Origin of the sequence: Anabaena sp. WFMT, assembly GCF_051781005.1 — a bacterium.
GTDB lineage: Bacteria > Cyanobacteriota > Cyanobacteriia > Cyanobacteriales > Nostocaceae > Anabaena.
The window spans coordinates 243164-265906 of sequence record NZ_JBPWOA010000032.1; the positions used below are offsets into that span (position 1 = coordinate 243164).

At 39.7% G+C, this 22743-nt stretch carries 18 protein-coding genes; 10 read left to right on the forward strand and 8 right to left on the reverse strand.

Going from position 1 to position 22743, the window contains the following annotated elements; translation table 11 throughout:
* The first annotated feature begins 132 nt into the window (after positions 1–132).
* The 4 genes from ACSQ6I_RS21300 to ACSQ6I_RS21315 all read left to right on the forward strand — a co-directional run bounded on the left by ACSQ6I_RS21300 (position 133) and on the right by ACSQ6I_RS21315 (position 7720).
* Positions 133–1851, forward strand: coding sequence for a diflavin flavoprotein (locus ACSQ6I_RS21300; protein ID WP_438892273.1), 1719 nt, complete (start codon positions 133–135; stop codon positions 1849–1851).
* 204 nt (positions 1852–2055) lie between these two features.
* Positions 2056–3768, forward strand: coding sequence for a diflavin flavoprotein (locus ACSQ6I_RS21305; protein ID WP_438892332.1), 1713 nt, complete (start codon positions 2056–2058; stop codon positions 3766–3768).
* A 545-nt stretch (positions 3769–4313) separates the two neighbouring features.
* Complete coding sequence (gene urtA, locus ACSQ6I_RS21310; RefSeq protein ID WP_438892274.1) at positions 4314–5573, forward strand: urea ABC transporter substrate-binding protein; 1260 nt, start codon at positions 4314–4316, stop codon at positions 5571–5573.
* A gap of 20 nt (positions 5574–5593) precedes the next feature.
* On the forward strand, positions 5594–7720 hold the full coding sequence (locus ACSQ6I_RS21315) for an ATP-binding protein (RefSeq protein WP_438892275.1): 2127 nt from the start codon (positions 5594–5596) through the stop codon (positions 7718–7720).
* A gap of 434 nt (positions 7721–8154) precedes the next feature.
* On the opposite strand, the gene ACSQ6I_RS21320 is transcribed toward ACSQ6I_RS21315, so the two are convergent.
* Complete coding sequence (locus ACSQ6I_RS21320; protein WP_438892276.1) at positions 8155–8970, reverse strand: Ycf66 family protein; 816 nt, start codon at positions 8968–8970, stop codon at positions 8155–8157.
* 218 nt (positions 8971–9188) lie between these two features.
* On the opposite strand from ACSQ6I_RS21320, the gene gndA reads away from it, so the two are divergent.
* From gndA to ACSQ6I_RS21350, 6 genes are all read left to right on the forward strand, one after another.
* Positions 9189–10619, forward strand: coding sequence for an NADP-dependent phosphogluconate dehydrogenase (gndA, locus tag ACSQ6I_RS21325; protein ID WP_438892277.1), 1431 nt, complete (start codon positions 9189–9191; stop codon positions 10617–10619).
* Positions 10620–10806: 187 nt separating this feature from the next.
* The gene (locus ACSQ6I_RS21330) at positions 10807–11340 is read left to right on the forward strand and encodes a hypothetical protein (RefSeq protein ID WP_438892278.1); all 534 of its coding nucleotides are present in this window, start codon (positions 10807–10809) and stop codon (positions 11338–11340) included.
* A 56-nt stretch (positions 11341–11396) separates the two neighbouring features.
* The gene (locus ACSQ6I_RS21335) at positions 11397–11639 is read left to right on the forward strand and encodes a hypothetical protein (protein WP_438892279.1); all 243 of its coding nucleotides are present in this window, start codon (positions 11397–11399) and stop codon (positions 11637–11639) included.
* Positions 11632–12021, forward strand: a complete 390-nt coding sequence (locus ACSQ6I_RS21340; protein ID WP_438892280.1) for a type II toxin-antitoxin system VapC family toxin — start codon at positions 11632–11634, stop codon at positions 12019–12021. The genes ACSQ6I_RS21335 and ACSQ6I_RS21340 overlap by 8 nt, the downstream gene beginning before the upstream one ends.
* 89 nt (positions 12022–12110) lie before the next feature.
* Entirely contained in the window at positions 12111–12332 is a 222-nt protein-coding gene (locus ACSQ6I_RS21345) for a hypothetical protein (protein WP_438892281.1), read from the forward strand.
* Positions 12332–12478 carry a hypothetical protein gene (locus tag ACSQ6I_RS21350; protein ID WP_438892282.1) on the forward strand — a complete coding sequence of 49 codons (147 nt, stop codon included), beginning with the start codon at positions 12332–12334 and terminating at the stop codon, positions 12476–12478. The genes ACSQ6I_RS21345 and ACSQ6I_RS21350 overlap by 1 nt, the downstream gene beginning before the upstream one ends.
* A gap of 15 nt (positions 12479–12493) precedes the next feature.
* Here ACSQ6I_RS21350 and rppB read toward each other — a convergent pair whose 3' ends face one another.
* The 7 genes from rppB to ACSQ6I_RS21385 all read right to left on the reverse strand — a co-directional run bounded on the left by rppB (position 12494) and on the right by ACSQ6I_RS21385 (position 22264).
* On the reverse strand, positions 12494–13831 hold the full coding sequence (gene rppB, locus ACSQ6I_RS21355) for a two-component system sensor histidine kinase RppB (RefSeq protein WP_438892283.1): 1338 nt from the start codon (positions 13829–13831) through the stop codon (positions 12494–12496).
* The gene (rppA, locus tag ACSQ6I_RS21360; protein ID WP_438892284.1) at positions 13828–14523 is read right to left on the reverse strand and encodes a two-component system response regulator RppA; all 696 of its coding nucleotides are present in this window, start codon (positions 14521–14523) and stop codon (positions 13828–13830) included. The genes rppB and rppA overlap by 4 nt, the downstream gene beginning before the upstream one ends.
* A 49-nt stretch (positions 14524–14572) precedes the next feature.
* Complete coding sequence (locus ACSQ6I_RS21365; RefSeq protein ID WP_438892285.1) at positions 14573–15067, reverse strand: hypothetical protein; 495 nt, start codon at positions 15065–15067, stop codon at positions 14573–14575.
* Positions 15068–15135: 68 nt separating this feature from the next.
* Positions 15136–18279: an efflux RND transporter permease subunit gene (locus tag ACSQ6I_RS21370; RefSeq protein WP_438892333.1), complete on the reverse strand. Its 3144-nt coding sequence runs from the start codon at positions 18277–18279 to the stop codon at positions 15136–15138.
* Positions 18280–18409: 130 nt separating this feature from the next.
* Positions 18410–19975 (reverse strand): efflux RND transporter periplasmic adaptor subunit, encoded by a 1566-nt coding sequence (locus tag ACSQ6I_RS21375; RefSeq protein WP_438892334.1) that lies wholly within the window; start codon positions 19973–19975, stop codon positions 18410–18412.
* Positions 19976–20222: 247 nt separating this feature from the next.
* Complete coding sequence (locus ACSQ6I_RS21380; RefSeq protein ID WP_438892286.1) at positions 20223–20933, reverse strand: DUF305 domain-containing protein; 711 nt, start codon at positions 20931–20933, stop codon at positions 20223–20225.
* A 191-nt stretch (positions 20934–21124) separates the two neighbouring features.
* Entirely contained in the window at positions 21125–22264 is a 1140-nt protein-coding gene (locus ACSQ6I_RS21385; protein WP_438892287.1) for a protein kinase domain-containing protein, read from the reverse strand.
* Positions 22265–22743 lie beyond the last annotated feature (479 nt).

Genomic DNA, 22743 nt, shown 5'->3' on the forward strand with positions numbered 1-22743 from the left:
AATATGCTGAAAAAGAGCATTTATTGATACAAGTTAAAATTATTGAAATATATTCTTGATTACAGCTTTAAAAATAATTTAGAAAGAGAATAGTGAAGAGAAAAGAATATTATTTGGACTCGGAGACGAATCATGGTAGCGATCTCAGAGAAAGTTCAGCCCCGATTAACTATACAAACTGTAGAAATTGCCCCTAACACAACGGCGATTCGTTCTCTTGATTGGGATCGAGATCGTTTTGATATTGAATTTGGATTGCAAAATGGCACAACCTATAATTCATATTTAATTAGGGGTGAACAAACAGTTTTGATTGATACTTCTCATCAGAAGTTTCGTCACCTGTATTTAGAAACCCTTAAAAGTATTGTTAACCCTAAGACAATTGATTATGTAATTGTCAGTCACACAGAACCAGATCATAGTGGTTTGGTAGAAGATGTATTACAGTTAGCACCGAGAGCGACTGTTTTAGCGTCCAAAGTAGCTTTGCAATTTTTGGAAGGTCTGGTACATGATCCTTTTTCTAAGCGAATTGTCAAAAGTGGCGATCGCATAGATATTGGTAAAGGACATGAAATAGAATTCGTCAGTGCGCCTAATTTACACTGGCCTGACACCATTTTCAGCTTTGACCGCAAAACCAAAGTCATCTACACTTGCGATGCTTTTGGAATGCATTTTTGTGATGATCGCACCTTTGATGAAGATTTAGAAGCAATTGAAGCTGATTTCCGGTTTTACTACGATTGCTTAATGGGTCCCAATGCTCGTTCTCTGTTGAATGCAATGAAGAGAATGGGTGATTTAGGCAAAATTAACATTATTGCTAACGGACACGGGCCACTGCTGCACCATCACTTAGATATCCTGACTGAGTGCTACCACAGTTGGAGTCAAAGACAAGCTAAAGCAGAAACTGTGGTGGGATTGTTCTATGTTTCAGAATACGGTTATAGCGATCGCTTGGCTATGGCAATTTCTGAAGGTATCCAAAAAGCTGGTGTGGGAGTAGAAGTAATCGATCTCAACATAGCCGAACTCCAAGAAATTCAAGAACTAGCAGGTAGAGCAGCCGGTATTATTATCGGAATGCCTCCAACTACCTCAGCTGCGGCTCAAGCTGGAATCAGTTCATTATTATCAGTTGCCAAAAATAAGCAAGTAGTAGGACTATTTGAATGTTACGGTGGCGATGATGAACCCATTGATACCTTCCGTCGTAAGTTTATTGACTTGGGAATCAAAGAAGCTTTCCCAGCAATTCGGATTAAAGAAGTTCCCGGTGCATCGACCTACCAACTTTGTGGAGAAGCGGGTACAGATTTGGGACAAATGGTGATGCGAGAACGCAACATCAAACAAATCAAATCCCTCGACGTGAATATGGAAAAAGCGTTGGGTAGGATTAGCAGTGGTTTATATATTGTCACCGCCAAAAAAGGTGATATGAGTGGAGCAATGATCGCTTCCTGGGTGACACAAGCCAGCATACAGCCTTTAGGATTCACAATGGCTGTGGCTAAGGATCGGGCTATTGATAATTTACTCCAAGAGAGCGATCGCTTTGTTCTCAATGTCTTGGAAGAAGGAAACTATCAAGACCTGAAAAAGCACTTCCTCAAACGCTTACATCCCGGTGCTGATAGATTTGCCGGCGTAAAAACCCAAATTGCCAAAAACGGTTCTCCAATTCTTACAGATGCACTTGCATATATGGAATGTCAAGTAGTCACCAGCATGGAATGTAGTGACCACTGGATTTTATACTGCACGGTCGAAGAAGGACGCGTTTCCAAACCTGATGCAGTCACAGCAGTACGTCATCGCAAAGTAGGGAACTACTATTAATTCGTAATTTGTAATTCGTAATTCGTAATTAAGAATCTAATTATGAATTATGAATTATCTATTTTTTAAGTTTTGAATTGCAATGCACAGATATTTTACGGCGATTCTTTCATAATTGCTATGGAACTTACAGATTCATTTTCCAACGCTTTTGCATCGGCTAAAAATTGGTTTTCTCAAGTTTTTTCTCCACAACAAACATCCATGAGCAATTCCAAACCACGGGACGTACAAATTCTACCTATTGCTACAAATACAAAGGTTCTCAGAGCGCGTAGTTGGTCACGTCTAAGGTTTGAAATTGAATATGCACTTGAAAGAGGTACTACCTCCAATTGCTATTTAATCGAAGCCGATAAAACTGCACTGATTGACCCTCCTGCGGAAACTTTCACAGAGATTTATATCCAAGCATTGCAGAATACAGTCAATTTCCGTAAGTTGGATTATGTGATTCTGGGTCATTTTAGTCCCAATCGCATACCCACATTTAAAGCTCTTTTAGAACTTGCGCCACAAATTACTTTTGTTTCTTCTCTATTGGGTGCTGCTAATTTAAAAGCTGCCTTCCCAGATGAACACATCAAAGTTTTGGTAATGCGCGGTAAAGAAACTTTAGATTTGGGTAAGGGTCATGTTTTAAAATTCTTCCCTACTCCTAGTCCTCGTTGGCCAGAAGCGCTTTGTACCTACGACCAACAAACCCAAATTCTCTACACAGATAAATTATTTGGAGCGCATATTTGTGGAGATGAAGCATTTGATGAAAATGCAGAAAGCTTTAAAGAAGACCAGCGTTACTACTTTAATTGCTTAATGGCTCCCAATGCAACTCACGTAGAAGCAGCTTTGGAAAAAATTTCCGATTTGCAAGTGAGAATGTATGGCGTTGGTCACGGACCTTTGGTACGGTCTAGCTTAATTGAATTGACCAAAGCTTATGGTGAATGGAGCCATTCCCAAAAGAATCGGGAAATATCTGTAGCGTTACTTTACGCTTCAGCTTATGGAAATACGGCGATTTTAGCACAGGCGATCGCATTGGGATTAACTAAAGGTGGGGTTGCAGTTCAATCAATTAACTGTGAATTTGCACCACCTGAAGAAATTCGCACCACCGTAGAAAAAGCTGATGCGTTGATTATTGGTACTCCTACCATTGGTGGTCATGCACCTACACCTATTCACACTGCTTTGGGTATTGTCCTCTCTACCGGTGACAATAGTAAATTGGCTGGGGTGTTTGGTTCCTATGGTTGGAGTGGTGAAGCTTTAGATTTAGTTGAAGGTAAACTGCGAGATGCTGGCTATCGGTTTGGCTTTGATACCTTAAAGGTGAAGTTTAAACCTGATGAAGTTACCTTGAAACTATGTGAAGAAATCGGTACAGATTTTGCTCAAGGCTTGAAAAAAGCCAAGAAAATCCGTGTCCCCCAACAAGCTTCTACCCCCACAGAACAAGCTGTAGGCCGGATTATTGGCTCTGTGTGCGTGGTTACAGCCAAGCAAGGAGAAGTTTCTACAGGAATGTTGGGTGCTTGGGTTTCTCAGGCTACTTTTAACCCACCTGGTATTACTGTTGCGATCGCAAAAGACCGCGCGGTTGAATCACTCATGTATCCTGGTGGTAAATTTGCCCTGAATATCCTCCCAGAAGGGCTGCATATAGACTACATGAAGCACTTCCGCAAAAATTTCGCCCCCGGAGAAGACAGATTTGCTAACTTCCAGACAGTAGAAGCCGACAACGGTTGTACAGTCCTCACCGAAGCTTCAGCCTATCTGGAATGCTCAGTTGGCCAACGTCTAGAATGCGGTGATCATTGGGTAGTTTATGCAACCGTAGATAACGGTAAATTACTCAAGCCTGATGCTGTCACAGCAATCAACCACCGCAAAACAGGCACACATTATTAATTATCAATCGGTATAAATCATAGAGCCGCCTTGAGTAATAAGCAAGGTGGTTTTATCATCTTTGTCCTATACAGCGGTTTTCAGAGCAGTGAGGTACAGTTTTTAATTGCAAAGTGTGTAGGGGCGGGGTTTTCCCGCCCTCTATTGTATTACATCCAACAAAGAACCGCTGTATCTTCACCAAAATAGGAATAGTTAGGGTTTGCAACAACAATTTATCTCGTTCCCAGTCTCCGACTGGGAATGCTCTCACAGAGGCTCTGCCTAAAATTGTCATTGATAGCGCAAAGCCTTGTATAATAAAACACTATTTTAGTATTCGGTATAATTTTGCACTTTTGGATCAATAAAATCTGGGATACTACCTGAGTGTAACCCTTACATAATCAAATCAAGATGTATAATATAAACGGTATGATCAAGTGTATTATACATGGTATGTCTAGATGTCCGAATAATGCACATATAATTAGGAATAAAATCTTTAAAGCGAATCAATTTATCATCCATGATTTTTCTAGTTAGTTTACAGCTTAAAAAAACTGATGAATAAAAAAATTATTCTTCTAGTAGTAGCGTTTGCATTAGGTTTCACAATATATTTTTTCACTCATACCCAGATTCAAATCTCTCAAAAACCTATTAAAGTTGGTATTCTTCATTCGCTGACTGGCACAATGGCAATTAGTGAGAAATCAGTGGTAGATGCTACCTTACTCGCCATTGAAGAAATCAATGCCAAAGGAGGTATTCTAGGCAGAAAAATCCAACCAATTATTGTTGATGGTAAATCCGATTGGAATACATTTGCTAAACAAGCTAAAAACCTGATTACTAAAGAAAAAGTAGTTACAGTTTTTGGCTGTTGGACTTCCGCCAGTCGCAAAACAGTAAAACCTATATTTGAAATATACAATCATCTATTGATTTATCCTGTTCAGTATGAAGGACTAGAAGAATCACCAAATATTGTTTATACAGGTGCAGCCCCAAACCAACAAATTATTCCAGCCGTAAAGTGGTCTTTTGATAATTTAGGTAAACGATTTTTCCTAGTCGGTTCTGATTATATTTTTCCTCGCACAGCCAACGCCATCATCAAAGATCAAGTAACCGCCTTACAGGGAGAAATTTTAGGGGAAGAATATATACTTTTGGGTAGTAATCAAGTAGAAAATGTCATCGCTAAAATTTTGGCAACTCAACCAAAAGTCATTTTAAATACAATTAATGGTGATAGTAATATTGCTTTTTTCAAAGCCTTGAGACAAGCAGGAATTAGCTCTGATATCATACCTACTATTTCCTTTAGTATTGCTGAAGCAGAATTGAAATCTTTACCTAACAAAGATGTGGTAGGTGATTATGCAGTTTGGAATTATTTTCAAAATATTAATAATCCTAAAAATAGTGAATTTGTTCAAAACTTTCAAAAAAAGTATGGAGAAAATAGAGTTACATCTGACCCCATTGAAGCTGGATATTTTGGAGTTTATTTGTGGGCGCAAGCAGTTAAAGCTGCTGGTACAGATGAAGTCAATATAATTCGGGAATATATCAAAGACCAAAGTTTTAAAGCACCGGAAGGAGTTGTATATATAGATGCTAATAACCAACATACCTGGAAAACAGTTAGGGTTGGGAAAATTCAGTCAGACGGACAATTTAAAATTGTTTGGAATTCAAGTAAACCAATTCGTCCTATACCTTATCCTATCTCTCGTTCTAAAGCTGACTGGGAAATATTTATAAACAATCTTTATCAAGGCTGGAATCGAAACTGGGCTAATCCTAAGACTGATTAGATCAATACCTAAATTTGGAAGTGAAGGACTTGAAAAATAAAAAACTTGTTAATAAACTGCTGTTTTGGTTTTTATTAATTGCCTTAGTACCTCTGAATATAGTTACCTCCATACAATATTACATGGCTAGGAATTCTTTAATAAAAGAAGTTGATAATAATTTGATTTCTATTGCAGACAGTAAAGCAAAATTTTTGGATTTTTATATTAACGAAAAACAAAAAAATGCGGCAATTATTGCACAAATGCAAAATATAATTGATGCAACAGAAAAATATCAAAAAGCTTTTAACGAAAATGGAATTAATGCTAGAGAATACCAGCAAATAGACAAAAAATATCGCCAGTCTATTACTAATTATTTAGATATATTCGCTTATTCTGATATCTTGTTAATCTCTCAATCTGGAAATACTATATTTTCTGTAAATAACAGTAAAGAAATAATAGGTAAAAACTACTATCAAGAAACTTATAAAGATTCTGAACTTGCCAAAGTATTTGACCGTGCCAAGACATTAATGCAAGTAGAAATATCAAATTTCACCTATTATGCATCTAATAATGAACCCACTGCTTTTATTGCTGTCCCTATTTTTAAGAATAATCTGATTATTGGTGTGGTAGTGCTGCAACTGAATAATCAAGAATTTAATAAAGTAGTTAATGACTATACTGGATTAGGCAAAAGTGGTGAGACAATTGTCGGTTCATTAGATGATGAACGCATAATTTTTACTGCTCCAACTAGACATGACCCAAAAGCCGCTTTTCAAAGATATATCAATATTAGCAACAATAAATCACACCCACTCAACCAAGCAAATCAGGGGATTAAAGGAAATAGCATCACAATTGATTACCGGGGTCAAAAAACAATTGCTGCCTGGAGATATTTACCTTCTTTGAATGCGGGACTTTTGGTAAAAATGGATGTAGCAGAAGTCTTTACACCCTTAAAAACCCTCCAAAATATTGTTATTCTTTTAGGAATTATTACACTTTTATTAGTTATATTGGCAGCTATTGCAGTAGCAAAATCTATTTCTCAGCCAGTAATTGAACTTACCCAAATAGTTCAAGAATTTGCTCAAGGAAATCTCAAGAAACAAGCATCTGTTCTTAGCGATGATGAAATTGGTCAATTAGAACTGTCATTTAATCGCATGGCAGCACAACTAAAAGCATCCTTTGAAACCATTCAAGAACGGGAACAGGAACTGACTACTGCTAAAGAACAACTAGAAAAAGTTTTAGCAGAAGTGCAGCAGGAGGCACATCAACTAGCTTCTCAATTGATTCAAAGTGAAAAGATGTCGAGTTTGGGACAGTTAGTAGCGGGTGTGGCACATGAAATTAACAACCCAATTAACTTTATTTATGGTAATCTCACTCCTGCCAATGAATACATTCAAGATTTACTCAGACTGCTAAAACTTTATCAGCAACACTATCCTTACCCAGTCAAAGAAATTGAAGATGAAGCAAAAGCAATAGATATTAATTTCTTAATTGCAGACCTGCCTAAGTTGCTGACTTCAATGGGAATTGGTGCTACAAGAATTACAGAAATTGTGCGTTCACTGCGAAACTTTTCTCGTTTAGATGAGGCAGAAATGAAAGCAGTAAATATCCATGAGGGTATTGATAGCACACTAATGATTTTAGAAAATCGTCTCAAAGCTGCATCTAATCGTCCAGCGATTGAGGTGATTAAGAACTACACCGATTTACCACTAGTAGAGTGTTACACAGGGCAACTTAATCAAGTATTTATGAATGTCCTTGCCAATGCAATTGATGCTTTGGAAGAGAGCAAAATCAAGAACTTTGTAGGTTTAGAGAAACTCCAGATTCAAATTTACACGGAATTAATTAATGACAAAGAAGTAATTATTCGCATTATAGATAACGGTGTTGGTATCCCAGAAAAATTGAAAAAACTATTGTTTGATCCTTTTTTTACTACTAAACCTATAGGTAAAGGGACGGGTTTAGGTTTATCTATTAGTTATAAAATTATTACTGAACAACATCAGGGCAAATTGCAGTGTATTTCTTCCCCTGGAAAGGGTACAGAATTTATAATTACTATTCCCTTGTATCAAAATCTTAAAAAAGGTAACTATACTGCAAACAGTTCATAGTTTAACTAAATATGGAACCCCTCTCCATAGACGCGTTCGCGAAGCGTCTCGAAGAGTACCTCTCCCCGTTCACGAGGAGATGCTTTGAACTTGTGCTTTGTATTATCAAAAAATCAAATTTATAGCCGTTTTGAGTATAAGAGACTTATATAAATAAAAAATATCCCGTATTTGTGAGGGCAGGGGCAGGAAAAATCGTTTTGATTTCACAAATTGGATCATCTTTTTTGTGGAGTTCTCTAAGGGACTTCCAAATAAAAAAATGTACAAAAATTTCTTGTGGTGCGGGCATCTTGCCCGCTAATCAATCAAGGACGGGCAGGACTTGTACTGAGCTTGTCGAAGTATGCCCATCCCACAAGATTGGATAATTTATTTTCTGGTGTTCCCTAAAAGGAACTGGGAACCAGATGATTTTCCTATATCCCCAGTTTCTAACTCCCAGTTTCTGTATTTGGCGGTAATTTTTCTGGTGGTGCTTCTGCTGGAGGAGCAAGTACCGCATCTGGTGCAACTTCCTCAACAGGAATTGGTTGTTGTTCCCCAGTTTCTGGTTGTGCTTCTGCGACTAATTCAGGAGTGGGAGGATTTGGGGGTGTTGCTTCTGGTACATTTTCAGTTTTAGCTTCGATATCACTTGCATGTGTAACTTCCTCACTCACCTTTGCGGCTGGTGCTTCCGTGTCAATCATGGAGATAGACTCAACAGGTTGCTCTGGTGCGGGGACTGTTACCACTTCAGCGGGAGGTGTTTCTGTTGCACTTGCTTGTTCTGGAACAGGAGTTCTTTTATCAATAATTTCCACTGTAGGTTTATCTATGGGTGCAGGTGGCTTTTTGCTCATAGTTTGCTGTAGCTTACCTTTGACACCACTGAAGACACCGCTAATTAAGGCTGGTAATTGTCCCAGCTTTTCCCGCACAGAAAAATTAGATACCTGTTCTTGTATACTCATCTTCACTAGTTCAGGACTGGGTATTGGCGTTTGTTGTACCTCTGGTGTGAGTTGTCGCCGTAATGAGAGAGTTTGCCAGCCGAACCAAACCAACAGAGCTACACTGGCTACATGACCAAGCAAAAGACCGCCAGTAATACGCGGCGTAAAAATCCATAATACCAAAGCGTAAAATAGCCCCACACCACTCCAGACAAAATCATTCTTGCGGTGGATTTCAGGGAAGAAGAAAGCTGCTAGGTAGATGGCTAAACTCCCAAGTCCGACAACTAACGCTAGGACATATGCCAGCATTTTTGGATACTCCTGACTATTTGATTTGACTCGATATTTTAATTTTGCAAATTTTGTGACTAAATTGTTGACTTAGATACAAATTAAAATTAATTATTGATGTTAGTTGTGATTCTTTTTCGTCTACATCAACTCTTAATATCTTCTTTAGGAGTGAAGCGAAAATCTCGGATTACCCTTAAAGAGAAAGGATCTGCAAGAGTTAGCCAAACAAATTTATGACCCTACAAAGCTTTGGTGTGATTGGATTAGCCGTTATGGGCGAGAACATCGCTCTCAACGTTGAGCGTAATGGCTTCCCAATTGCAGTTTACAACCGCTCTCGCGAAAAAACCGATGCCTTCATGGCGCAACGCGCAGGAGGACGGAATGTTGTTGCAGCCTTTACCCTAGAAGAATTCGTCGCCGCACTAGAACGTCCCCGCAAAATTTTGGTGATGGTGCAAGCTGGTAAGCCCGTTGATGCAGTAATTCAACAGCTTAAACCCTTGCTACAAGAAGGCGATATCATTATCGACGGTGGTAACTCTTGGTTTGAAGATACTGAAAGACGCACTCAGGAATTAGAACCTACTGGATTACGCTATCTCGGTATGGGTGTCAGTGGTGGTGAAGAAGGTGCGCTGAATGGCCCTTCGCTGATGCCTGGTGGTACAAAAAGTTCCTATGAGTACTTGTCCCCCATTTTCAACAAGATCGCTGCTCAAGTCGATGACGGACCTTGCGTTACCTATATTGGCCCTGGTGGATCTGGTCACTATGTGAAAATGGTACACAACGGCATTGAGTACGGTGATATGCAGTTAATTGCAGAAGCCTACGATTTGCTGAAAAATGTGGCTGGACTTAATCCTACTCAGCTACATGAAGTGTTTACTGAATGGAATACAACTGATGAACTCAATTCATTTTTGATTGAGATTACAGCTAATATTTTCCCCTACGTTGATCCAGAAACCAAGAAACCCCTAGTTGATTTGATTGTTGACGCAGCCGGTCAAAAGGGAACTGGACGTTGGACTGTACAAACTGCTTTGGAATTGGGCGTAGCGATTCCAACAATTACCGCTGCTGTAAATGCTCGGATTCTTTCTTCAATCAGAGATGAGCGGATTGCTGCTTCTAAGCAACTCACTGGACCTACTGCTAAGTATACCGGAGACATCAAGGCTTTTGTGAATATGGTGCGTGATGCGCTCTATTGTTCCAAAATCTGTTCTTATGCTCAAGGGATGGCGCTGTTATCTACAGCTTCCAAGACTTACAATTGGGATTTGAATCTGGGTGAAATGGCTCGGATTTGGAAGGGTGGTTGTATTATTCGCGCTGGCTTTTTGAATAAGATTAAGAAGGCTTTTGACGAAAATCCAGCTTTGCCAAACTTGCTATTAGCACCTGAATTTAAGCAAACAATTCTGGATAGACAAACTGCTTGGCGGGAAGTAATTATTACTGCTGCTAAATTGGGTATTCCTGTTCCAGCTTTTAGTGCTTCTCTAGATTACTTCGATAGCTACCGCCGCGATCGCTTGCCTCAAAACTTGACTCAAGCACAACGCGACTATTTCGGCGCTCACACCTACAAGCGTACCGATAAAGAAGGCACTTTCCACACTGAGTGGGTTCCCATCGCTGAAGCTCAGAAGTAAGATACTTCTAGTTAAGGTTGACAATTAATTCTTGCTGTTCATTTGGGCAAGATTGCCTGTAGGGGCGGGTTTTCCCGCCCTTAATTGTAAGATTAATACTAAGTTTTTAGAGTTAGGGTTAATTTTAAACTGCCTCTCAATTCAAGTAAAATCTGGATAGATATTCATTCATCAAGTTTGATCAATTATGTCTCAATTAATAAAGCTGCTGAGACTTGTCGAGTCGTGGGTACAGCAATACAATTCAGATGAGTTAGCGCAGGTCAAGATGCGTCCAGGGTTAACAGTCCAACAGATTGAAGAAAAACTGTCAGGGTTGCCCTACAAGCTGCCAAGGGAAATTGTTGAACTTTATCAATGGCATAATGGTGGTCATGAATCTTTCCTGCCTTCACCCGATGGAGGTTACGACCTGCAAGTATTTTTTTATTTAGATGAAGCTATCTCGACTGCTATGGATTGGAATGATGGTATATTTCCAAACAGGAATGCATTTCCTCTCTTCTCAGTCGAAGATGTAATATATTGGACTGTGGGTTCTGAAGAGCAACAAGAGTTAGCACCGATCTATAGTAGCGATGATGCTGAGTTACCATCTCATCCTGATGCTACAAGCTTGACTGCATTTTTGGAGAACAACGTGAAGCGACTGCGATTTAAGTGGAAAATAGATGAAGAGATACCACAGGATAACAACTCGCTTGAAGCAGATCGCCGTTGATTGATTGAAATACGTTAAAATAAATGATGTATTGTGGTGTTTAACGATAGTGAAATATGACAAATCAAGAGTTTTTAGGTGAATTTTTATCTCTGCCTACGGAAGCTCAAAATCAAGTGGTCAGCCTGATTGCCTATTTGAAACAAAAATACATATACACTGAATCTATCTCTCCGTTACTAGATGTTGATTTAACGAATGATGGGTTTATCGGAATGTGGCATGATCGTCAAGACTTAGGTAGTGCGAATTGGGTACGAAACCTCCGAGAAAACGAGTGGTCAAAAACCCATGACTAGTTCAACAATTATAGATACCGACATAATCATTGATGTTGGTCGGGGTATTTCTGAAGCAGTTAATTGTTTACAAAGTCTAAAATCAAGTTCTAGATTGTCAATTAGCATAATCACCCAAATGGAACTAATTGTTGGCTGCGCTAATAAGATAGAGTTGCAGACCCTAGAAAAGTTTCTCCAGCAGTTTGATGTAATTAGGATTGACCAGCCTATTTCAGACAAAGCAGTTGATTTATTACGGTTATATCGGCTAAGTCACGGATTACTTATTGCCGACGGGTTGATAGCAGCTACAGCAATAATATACGATTACCCTTTTATCAGCAAAAACCAGCGAGATTATAGATTTATTCAAAATTTGAATCTATTGCCCTATCCGTAGTAAAAATAAGTTCTCGTAGGGTGCGTTATTTGGTACTGCACACGAATAATGATTTTCTCAATAATTGATGAAATTAGGAAGATATGAGAATGCACATCAGTTATAGATTAAATGCTAACGAACTTGACAACAATTTTCTAGAAAGCTTAAAAGCTGCTTTTCAAGATAAAGAAATCGAAATTGTTGTATATGAGAGTGATGAAACCCATTTTATTTTAGAGAATCCTGCCAATAGAAAGAGATTGCTAACTGCGGTCGAAAATATTCAAAATCGGAGCAATCTTGTAGAGCTTAATTGGGAAAGCATCTGATGAGACGAAGAATTTTGTTTGAAGCAGAAGCTTTTGAGGAATTTAATGAATGGGCAAAAATTGATTGCAAACTTTACAACAAAATCGTAGAACTTATTATAGATACCGACATAATCATTAATGATTTTTTCTTCAGACCTTGGTAATAAATAAAGTTATTTTTAATCGAACGGTAACTTAATTGTAAAAGTGCTACCTTTACCAAATTCACTCTGCACATCTATACTACCTTGGTGTGCCTGAACAATTGCTTGAGCGATCGCTAATCCCAATCCAGAACCACCAGTACGACGAGAGCGATCGCTATTCACTCGATAAAAACGATCAAAAATCCGAGTTAGTTCCTGTTGCCGAATCCCAATACCAGTATCTTGAATCTGAATCAGAGCATAATTATCACTACGGTCTAAGCAAACAGTTACCTTCCCCCCCTGTGGTGTGTATTGAATTGCATTGATAATTAAATTAGAAAACAAGCGATAAAGCTGATCTGCATTACCAATAATATCCAAAGCAGTTGATACTCGGACTGAAGATGTTAGCGTGACACCAGATGCGATCGCTAACGCTGCAAATTCTTCTATTAAGTCATCAACAACATCATTCAAGTTGCAGATGTCACATTGCATCGGCACAGGTTGACTATCTAAGCGACTCAGCAGTAATAAATCTGTCACCAGAGTTGTGAGTCGCTGATTCTGACGTTGTATAGTTTGCAGAATATCCCGTGCCTCTATTTCATCCAATTGCGGCATAAAAAGTGCTGATTCCACTGTTGCTTGTGTTGCTGCTAGAGGTGTCCGTAACTCGTGTGCGGCATCTGCTGTAAATTGTTGAATTTGTCTATATGATTGATAAATTGGTTGCATTGCCAACCCTGCTAACCACCAACTAGCGACACCAACCAGAAGCATGATGATTGGTAATCCCAATCCTAAGGTTAGTTTCACAGCCACAAGATAACTATTAACATCTGCCAGACTGCGGCCGACTTGAATATAACCCCAGTCAAGATTGTCTTGGGTGTGCAGAACAAAGGAAATCTGATGGTAGAGGTTTCCTTGACTATCTTTGAGAGTTTGCCAAAGTTCCTTGTTAAAAACAACAGGTAATCCTTCTGGATAAATTCCTGCTACAGCAATTAAGCGTCCTGAATTATCGAAAAAACGTACATAATAATTCCCTTGATTAATTGCGCTTAAAATATGGCGTTTGGAACTTAATTGCTCTTGAATGCAGCTTTTATCAACCACACAAATATTGGGTAAAAGCTGCTGTATTACTGGTTCCAAATAACCAGGTTGCTTTAGTTTCAGTTCAATAGTATCGTGTAAGGTTCCTGCAACAGACTCCAATTCTCGGTCTAATGTCATCCAATGGGCATGGGAAATTGCTCTGTAGATGCCGAAACCACACAGGCTTAAAATCAAAGCCATAGCGATCGCATACCACAACGCTAAACGCAGGCGGGTCTGCTGAAATAGTTTATTCTGATTCATGGCGTGAAATTGAAACGATATCCCATACCATGCAAAGTTTCAATTATGTTCTCACAACCGCAATTAGTTAGTTTACGACGCAGCAAACGCATTTGAGCAGCTACCACATTACTAACTGGTTCTGCACTTACTTCCCAAAGCTGATTGCGAATTTGTTCGGTGGTAACAATTTGGTTCGGGTGCGTCATAAAATACTCCAGTAGCTGGAATTCTTTATTAGTCAGAGAAATCTCATGTTTATTGCCCGCAGAATTTTGACTAACAATCATATTGTTGCCGTAATCTAGAGTCAGATTGCCAACAGTTAATTCCTGTGGCTGAAATTGGGGCGATCGCCTTTGTAAAGCCCGCAACCTTGCTAATAATTCTGCCATACCAAATGGCTTGACTAAATAGTCATCTGCCCCTGCATCTAGCCCCGCAACTTTATCTTCCATTCTATCTTTGGCAGTCAGCATCAATACAGGCAGAGAGCTTTTGTGAGAACGGAGCATTTTACATAACTCTAAACCTGAAATTCCTGGCAGCATCCAATCGAAAATAGCTAACGTGTATTGTGTCCACTTGTTGTCTAAATATGCCCACCCATCATTACCATCTAGTACCCAATCAACCAAATACTTCTGCTGGGTAAGAGTTCGCTTAATAGCTGCTCCCAAATCTGGTTCATCTTCGACTAATAGGATTCTCATACAATTTTGGATTTTGGATTGACCTCATAACTATTCTCTAACTAAAAAATTACCGATTAAAATTAAAACGCCCGTTTACCTTTTCACCTTTAATATCCGCCGTAATTTTCACCTGATACTGACCAGGTACATTTTCAGCTAAATTTGCTTTATAATGCTTACCACTAGCATCATAGGTTAATGGAATTGACTTTTGTTTTCCATCTGGTAGTTGAATTTGAGACGTTACTTTGGCATCAGGTACGGCTTCATGATTGTCACTTGTTTGCAAATATAAATCTATATGAGTTTGATTGGCTTCTTTGCCAGCAACAAATTCTAAATGATATTTTCCTGTTTCTACAACTTGACCACCTTTAGATGCGCCATGCTGACTATTTGTTTTAGCCGCTGGTGAAACTGGAGCAGATTTAGTTTCAGTAGTTGAGGTAGAGGCAGTTGGACTATTTTCTGTAATAGCTGTTTGATTACCGTTACTACAAGCTGCCAAAAAAAGTAGTCCTACAGTTCCTAGAAAAATCAGACGCAATTTTAGTGATTTCATGAATTTACTCTTTTTAGGGAATTTAATTTGTGTTTCGCGCAAAGGCGCAAAGACGCGAAGAATAAGAGTTATTCAAATACTGCTTCTACTGCTTTACTATCTTCAATAAATGACTGATTTTGTTTGGGCATCAAGAACTTACCAAACTGAGAATACAATGCAGGTAAGACCAGCAATGTTAAAGCTGTAGAAGTAAATAAACCGCCCAACACTACTACTGCTAAAGGCTGTAATATTTCTTTTCCTGCATCTGTGCCAATGACTAAAGGTATCATTCCTAAAGCTGAAGTGAGAGCGGTCATCAAAATAGCAACCAATCGCTCTGTTGATCCCTCAAAAATAACTTGGTGTAAAGGCATTCCCTGGGCAATCTTGCCGTTGTAGTTATCTACTAGCATGAGTCCGTTGCGTGTCGCTACACCAAATAGGGTAATGAATCCGACTAAGGAAGCCACAGAGATAATTCCACCCCCCAGCGCAATCGAAAATATACCCCCTACTAAAGCTAGGGGTAGGTTAATCATGATCATCAGCATTGCAGCCACAGATTTAACTGCAAAGTACATTAAGACGGCAATGATCACTAACGCCAACCCACCAAAAACTAATAAATTCTGGGTAGCGCGTTGCTCTGATTCAAACTGACCACCGTATTGGATAAAGTAGCCAGGGGGTAATTCTATAGCTTCTCTGACTTTGTTTTGAATCTCTTCCACTGCCGAACCTAAATCTCGACCGGAGACATTCGCAGAAACAACTATGAGGCGAGAAACATTTTCCCGGTTAATCGTATTGGGGCCAGTTCCATAGTCAATGCTGGCGACTTGAGCTAAAGGTATTTTTTGACCTGTAGGTGTATCTACCAACAAATTGCGGATGATGTCTAAATTATTGCGTGATTCTGGCTGTAACCAAACCACTAAGTCAAACAATTGTTGGTCTTTGAGGACTTGAGAGACAACTTTGCCATTTAAGGCAGTTTCTAGCATTTCAGCTAAATGACCAACAGTTAAACCATAACGAGCCGCTGCGTCCCGGTTGAATTGAATTTGTACTTGTCTAATGGGGACTTGGGGTTCGAGTTGTAAGTCTACGAGTCCGGTAATTCCAGCCATAGCAGATTGAACTTCAGAACCAATGTGGCGCAATTCTGCTAAGTCAGGGCCAAAGATTTTAACTGCGATCGCACTTCTTACTCCCGATAATACCTCATCCATGCGATGGGAAATAAAGCCGCCGATATTGGGAGCAACTCCGGGAATCTTCGCAAACTCCTCTCGCAGCTTTTCAATACTTCCTTCCCGATCTTTTAACCCCTCTGCACTCAATTCCACATCTAAATGCCCCAAATTCACCCCCCCGGCATCCGCATCACCAGCAGCACGCCCAGCCCTTAACTGCACCGTTTTAAATCGCTTGTCGTTCTTTAGCGCCTCTTCTAATGCAAATCCCACTTGGTTTGTTGCCTCTAGAGAACTTCCTGGATAAAGCAAAACTGTATTCACTAAAGATGGTTCTTGAAACTCTGGCAAAAATACACGCCCCAAACTCGGTAAAATTACTAAAGAAGCTACCAAGGATGCACCTGCTACGAGCAAAATAATTGTAGGAAAACGAATGGAAAAATTAACAAGAGGTCGATAGATTTTTTGTGATAAAGCACTTACCCAAGTATCATCTGCTGGTAGTTGGCGATTTGCTAGTAATATTGCACATAGCGCCGGAGATAAAGTCATGGCCACTAATGTAGAAGCAAAAATTGAGATTAAATAGGCAACACCCATCGGCGCAAATATCCGACCTTCCACACCTGTCAGTGTGAAAATTGGGGCAAAGATAACGCCGATAATTACAGTGGAGAAAATTACACTAACTCTAACTTCTACAGAAGTATCATAAACAACTTTAAAGGGATGTATCGGGTTGCTGGCTACTTGGTTTTTTCGCAGACCTCGATAACAGTTTTCCATGTCCACAATCGAGTCATCAACCACTGAACCAATAGCTACAGCCAAACCACCCAATGTCATAGTATTGATACCCTGACCGAACAAACCCAAAATCATCATCCCAATCAGGACTGATAAAGGAATGGCGCTGAGAGTAATGATAGCGGTGCGCCAGTTCATCAAAAACATCAGCAGGATAATGGAAACGATGATGATGCCGTCGCGTAGAGAACTAGTAACATTTTCAATAGCCGCTTCGATAAAGTTTTCTTGGCGGAAAGTTTCTGTGACTTTGACATCTTTGGGTAAACCTGCTTTAATTTCTGCGATCGCCTTTTCAACGGCTCTAGTCACTGTGGGAGTATCATTCTGTGGTTGTTTATTGACCATCACCACAATTGCTGGTTGACCATTCAAACTACCATCCCCACGTTTTAAAGCTGCTCCAATGCGGACATCTGCCACATCCTGCATTAATATAGGTATTCCGTTCCGTGCTGCGATAGCGAAGCGCTCCGTAGGAATCGCAGATTTCCCCAATTGCTCAATTGACTCAATGCGCCCCAAGCCACGAATAATTAACTCTTGGTCTGGATTGACCAAAAAGCCCCCCGCAGCATTGACATTAGCTTCTCTAGCCGCAGATGTGACTTCATTTAAGGTGACATTGAAAGCCTTTAATTTACCTGGATTAACCAATATTTGATATTGGCGAATATCACCACCATAGACAATTACTTGAGAAATCCCCGGTACAGCTAATAATCTATTGGTAACATCCCGGTCAACCAAGCGCCGCACTTCCATGAGTGGGGTTGTTTCCGCAGTAAAAGCATATTGTAGGATTGTGCTAATGGGGGAAGAAATAGGTGAAATCTGCGGATTTTCCACACCCTCTGGTAATTTTTGCTGTACCTGTTGCAATCGTTCTGTTACTAATTGACGGGCTTGATAAACATCAGTCCCCCATTTAAAAATCACCTTAACGACAGAAATACTAACAGCAGAAGAAGAACGTACAGTTTCTACCCCTGGTGTACCATTAACCGCACTTTCAATCGGTAAAGTAATTAGTGTTTCTACTTCCTCTGGTGCTAGTCCTGGGGCTTCAGTTTGAATTTCAACTTGAGGCGGTGCAAAGTCAGGAAAGACATCCAGCGGCATCTGAGTCAGATTATATGTACCCCAAATTGTTACCACAATTGCCAGTAGTACAACTATCCAGCGTTGAACAATAGACCATTTAAGGATGGTATTTAACATATTTCCTTCTTCCTTCTTCCTTCTTCCTTCGCGCTCTTTGCGTCTTTGCGGTTCATTTAATCCGTATTCTTTCAGTAGGAAGGGAGTACGAAAAATATGACTGAAAAAATTATTTTTGCGTAGTGATAATTCATGAATTACCCCTACCTTCATTCTGTTTTGCGTAAATCCTGTCTTCTTCAGACACAGAATCACCTATTAGAATCAGATGCGACTTACTGCGACGACCAGCCCAAAAACTACCAGCCATAAAAGCTACAGTAGCTAGTGCAGTTCCTCCCCCGGCTGCAATCCACCAAGGTACTGGTAAGCTAGGCGTTGTCACTGTGGTTTGTGCAGAAATTTCCGTGTGTTCGTCGTCTGCTTTTTTCTTAGTATCACCACGCAAAGATTGAGCGTAAAGTTGGGGCGCACGTTGGGTAACAATTATATCTCCCTCAAATAACCCAGTTTTTACCTCAACCATATCTCCAGAAGTTTGACCTAAAGTGACTTCAGCCGCTTGGTAGGCGTTACCATTTTGCAAATAAACCTGTTGCTTGCCATTTACTTCTACTACAGCCGTAGTAGGAATAGTCAGTACATTTGATGATGTTTGATTTGTTAAAACTTCTAGTTCTGCAAACATTCCTGGCTTGAGAACTCCACTTGAATTATCTATTTCGGCTTTCACAGGTACAACTCGCGTATCCCCTACCACCGCAGATTCAATTACGGCAATTCGTCCACTAAAGGTGCGATTAGGTACAGAAGCCACTTTCAAGCTGACTCGTTGACCAGTTTTTACTTTGTCTAAATCTTTTTCATAAATATTCGCTGTGGCAAAAACGCGGCTGTCATTAATAATTGTCATTAACTTGCCACCCGCGTCTTGAAATGTTTGACCAAGAGTAACTTCTCTATCAGCAACCTTGCCAGTAATAGGAGCATTTACTATTACCAATCCTTGAGCATTAGCGTGGTTTCCTAATTGAGAAAGCCGAGTTTGATATGTGGTATTACTCAGTTTAATTTTTGATTTTGCCAGTTCAACAAATGACTGAGCCGTTTTGAGTTTAGCTTCAGCCTCAATGACATCGCGGCGGCTATTAGCTGTGGTTAACTTAGTTTGAGCTTCTGCTAATTGGGTTTGAGATTCTAGGGCTGTGCGACGTGGTAAAGCACCAGAATCAGTTAACTGTTTGTCTTTGTCATACTTTTCTTGATAAAATGCCACTTGGGTTTGTGCTTCGGCAATTTCCGAGTCGGCTATTTGTTGATATCTTTGGTAATTTTGTTGCGCTAATTTTAACTCAGCTAATGCTTGTCGTAAATCAGCTTGACCTTGCGCTAGTTTTTCCTGGGAGTTAACCCGCAGTTCTACTAAGTCAGGGCTGGATACAACAGCGACAGGTTGGCCTTTTTGCACTTTAGCACCAGGTTCAACTAATAACTCAACCACTTTAGCCCCGGAAATTGGGGTAGTTACTTCTACTTTTTGGCTGGGTAATGTTTCAATTTGTCCGGTGGTTTTAATCGCAATGCCTAGTTGTTGGCGTTTAACTGGTTCAACTTTAATTCCTAACCGTTTTGCTGTTTCTATATCAACTTGAATGGAGCTAGTAGTATTAGTAGTCTCAGTTGTGCTTTGAAATTCATTTCCGTGTCCGGCGTGGGCTAGAACTACTGTAGGACTTGCTAATAACAGCAAACCCATAGCTACAATTGATTGGAAACACAAAGATTTAGGTATCGCTATCGAAAATCCTTGGTTATGGGAGAGAAAGGAATTGCGATTGAGCATTTGTTTTTGGTAAAAGAAAGCTGGTTTTTTTTGGTCACTTTTTCTGCACCTCATTCCCAGTCTTTCATCTCAAAATGAAATTGGTATGAAATTGAGAACTGAAAAACTAGCTTTCTTTGAAGTTTTGTGCGGCTTTATAGGTAGACACAGATACCAGATATCATTTGTTATACCAAGCTTTTCGCCACTGTTTCATTTGGTTAATTTCTGCATCTTGGGATTTGATGATATTTTCAGCCAAGGTTTTAATTTCAGGACGCTGAGATTTTTGCAAAGCATCTTTTGCCATCACTACGGCTGCTTCATGGTGAGGAATCATGGCGTTGATAAAACGCAGGTCAAATTCTGCATCAGCTGCACCTAAATCCATATTCATCATCATGGCTTGCTTTTGCTCAGGTGACATCTCCATGTCATGTCCCATTTTGGCATCATAAGCCATTGGTTTATCTCCCGCTTTAGGATACCAAGCTGTACGCCACTGTTTCATCTGGGTGATTTCTTGGTTTTGCGCTTTGGTAATTTCGTCTCCTAGCTTTTTGATTTCAGGGCGTTTCGATTTCTGTTCTATTTCTTTGGCCATTACTATTGCTCCCTGATGGTGGGGAATCATGGCATCAATAAAGCGCAAATCATAGTTGGTATCGGCTGGGCCTAAATCCATTGTCATGCTGTGATTCATCATGCCACTACCATGATCCATCGTTTGCTTGTCATTTGTAGTAGTAGCAGTGGTGGCAGGGTTTGATGCTTGGTTTTGGGCATCGGTTGTCGAACAGGCTGTTAACAATCCGCTGGGTACAGAAGCGATCGCTACTAAGGTCAATGACAAGAAGCTGTTTTTTAGCGTAGAAAGTTGCATAGGGAGCATCTAAATATTTCCTGATTTCATTCTAAAATCTCTAGTTAGCTGGAGAGTCAAGCCTTTATCTAATTTATTTTGAGGCTGTGCTGTACTAGTTGTTTACAAGCGATTATTGTACTTACTACATAGTTTGACAGCCAAAAATGAAATCAAGATGAAATTGCCGTAAGTGATTCCTCAGTGTAGAGAGAAATCAATTACCCATTACCTAAGAACTTGGCTCTCATCTCCTCTAATTCTTTGTCTATAGGATCATTACTAGTAGGCACAGATGTAGGATTAGATGGTTGTTTAGGAACATTTTGCGGTTGTATCTTACCACCTGTAAATTGTGTTTTTAGTTCTTGTAATTCTTTCTCAATTTCAGGGGAATTTTGATTAAAAACAGTGGGTGGAGAAGTAGGGGATGCTGGGGTGACTGGTTTAGTAATTATCGCGGGTGGGATATTTGCTGGTGACTGGTGATGATTTAAATGATTAAGAACTTCATCGGACGTTTGGTAGCGACGGCTGGGTATGCTTTCTACCATTTTGTCAATAATCTGACTTAATTCTTTACTGACGGGAGTTTTGAGATATTGTCCCCAAATCCAAGTGGCATTGTGGGTATCATAGCTATCGAAGGGCGATCGCTCTGTTAAAAGATTAATACAAGTTACACCTAAACTATAAATATCACTGGCAAAAATCGCCCTTCCTCGCATTTGTTCTGGTGCGACATATTCGGGACTACCTATACTTGTACCTGTGTGATTCAAAGCTGTACCTGTGGCAGATTTAGCAGCCCCAAAATCTACTACAACGAGTTTATGATCACTACTCCGACGAATAATATTTTCTGGCTTAATATCTCGATGAATAACTTGTCTAGCATGACAAAATTGCAGCACTGGCAATAAATCATTCAATAATTGCCGAATCTGCGTTTCATTAAAAGCACCTTTATGCGCTAATTCCTGGGCTAAATTGAGTCCATCAATAAACTCTTGTACTAAGTATTGCCTGTCATCTTGGCTACAATATGCCAAAAGTGCAGGAATTTGGGAATGTTGCCCCAATTCATCTAACTGTACTGCTTCTTGGTTAAATAATTCTACCGCTTTTTGTACCGTATTTGTACCCTGAGCTTGGGGGTAAAATTGCTTAATAACACAGGGTGGTTTTGAGGGTTTATCCTCATCTACTGCTAAAAAAGTCCTACCAAAACCACCTTGTCCGATGGGTTTAGTAGCACGATAGCGCTCTTTGAGCAGTAATTTTGTGCCACAAGTTAGGCAAAACTTGACATCATTAAGGTTTTCGGGTTTGGAACAATGGGGGTTCAGACAGTAACTCATAAAAAAATAACTCGTACTTGTCTTTATTGTGCCTTGTGGGTTGCTAAAGGGTCATGATTAACTTTTATTTCGCTTTTCAGTTAGCCACAAAACTGGCTGCTTTTAGAAGCGAGTGACTTAAAACCCTCAGAATTGGTTAAGAGAACTCCACAAAAAAGATGATCCAATTTCACCAAATCAAAGCGACTTTTCTTCCCCCTGCTCCCTGCTCCCTGCTCCCTGCCCCCCTGCCGTCACAACGACGGGATATTTTTTTAGTTGGAAGTCTCTAAAGTTCTATCTAGGATGGCATTTTAGAGTTTTTAGTGTAACAATTTAAGTCAGTAAAGATTAAAATTTCTGACTACTCAAGAAATTTCAGGTATGAGTTCACAGAGGTTGACTTGGTTGGTGAACAAGTGATTTTTGTATGTAAAATTGCTTAATTTTTGGTAATAAGATTAAATATTTTACACATTTGAGATACTTTCAGTCTCCCT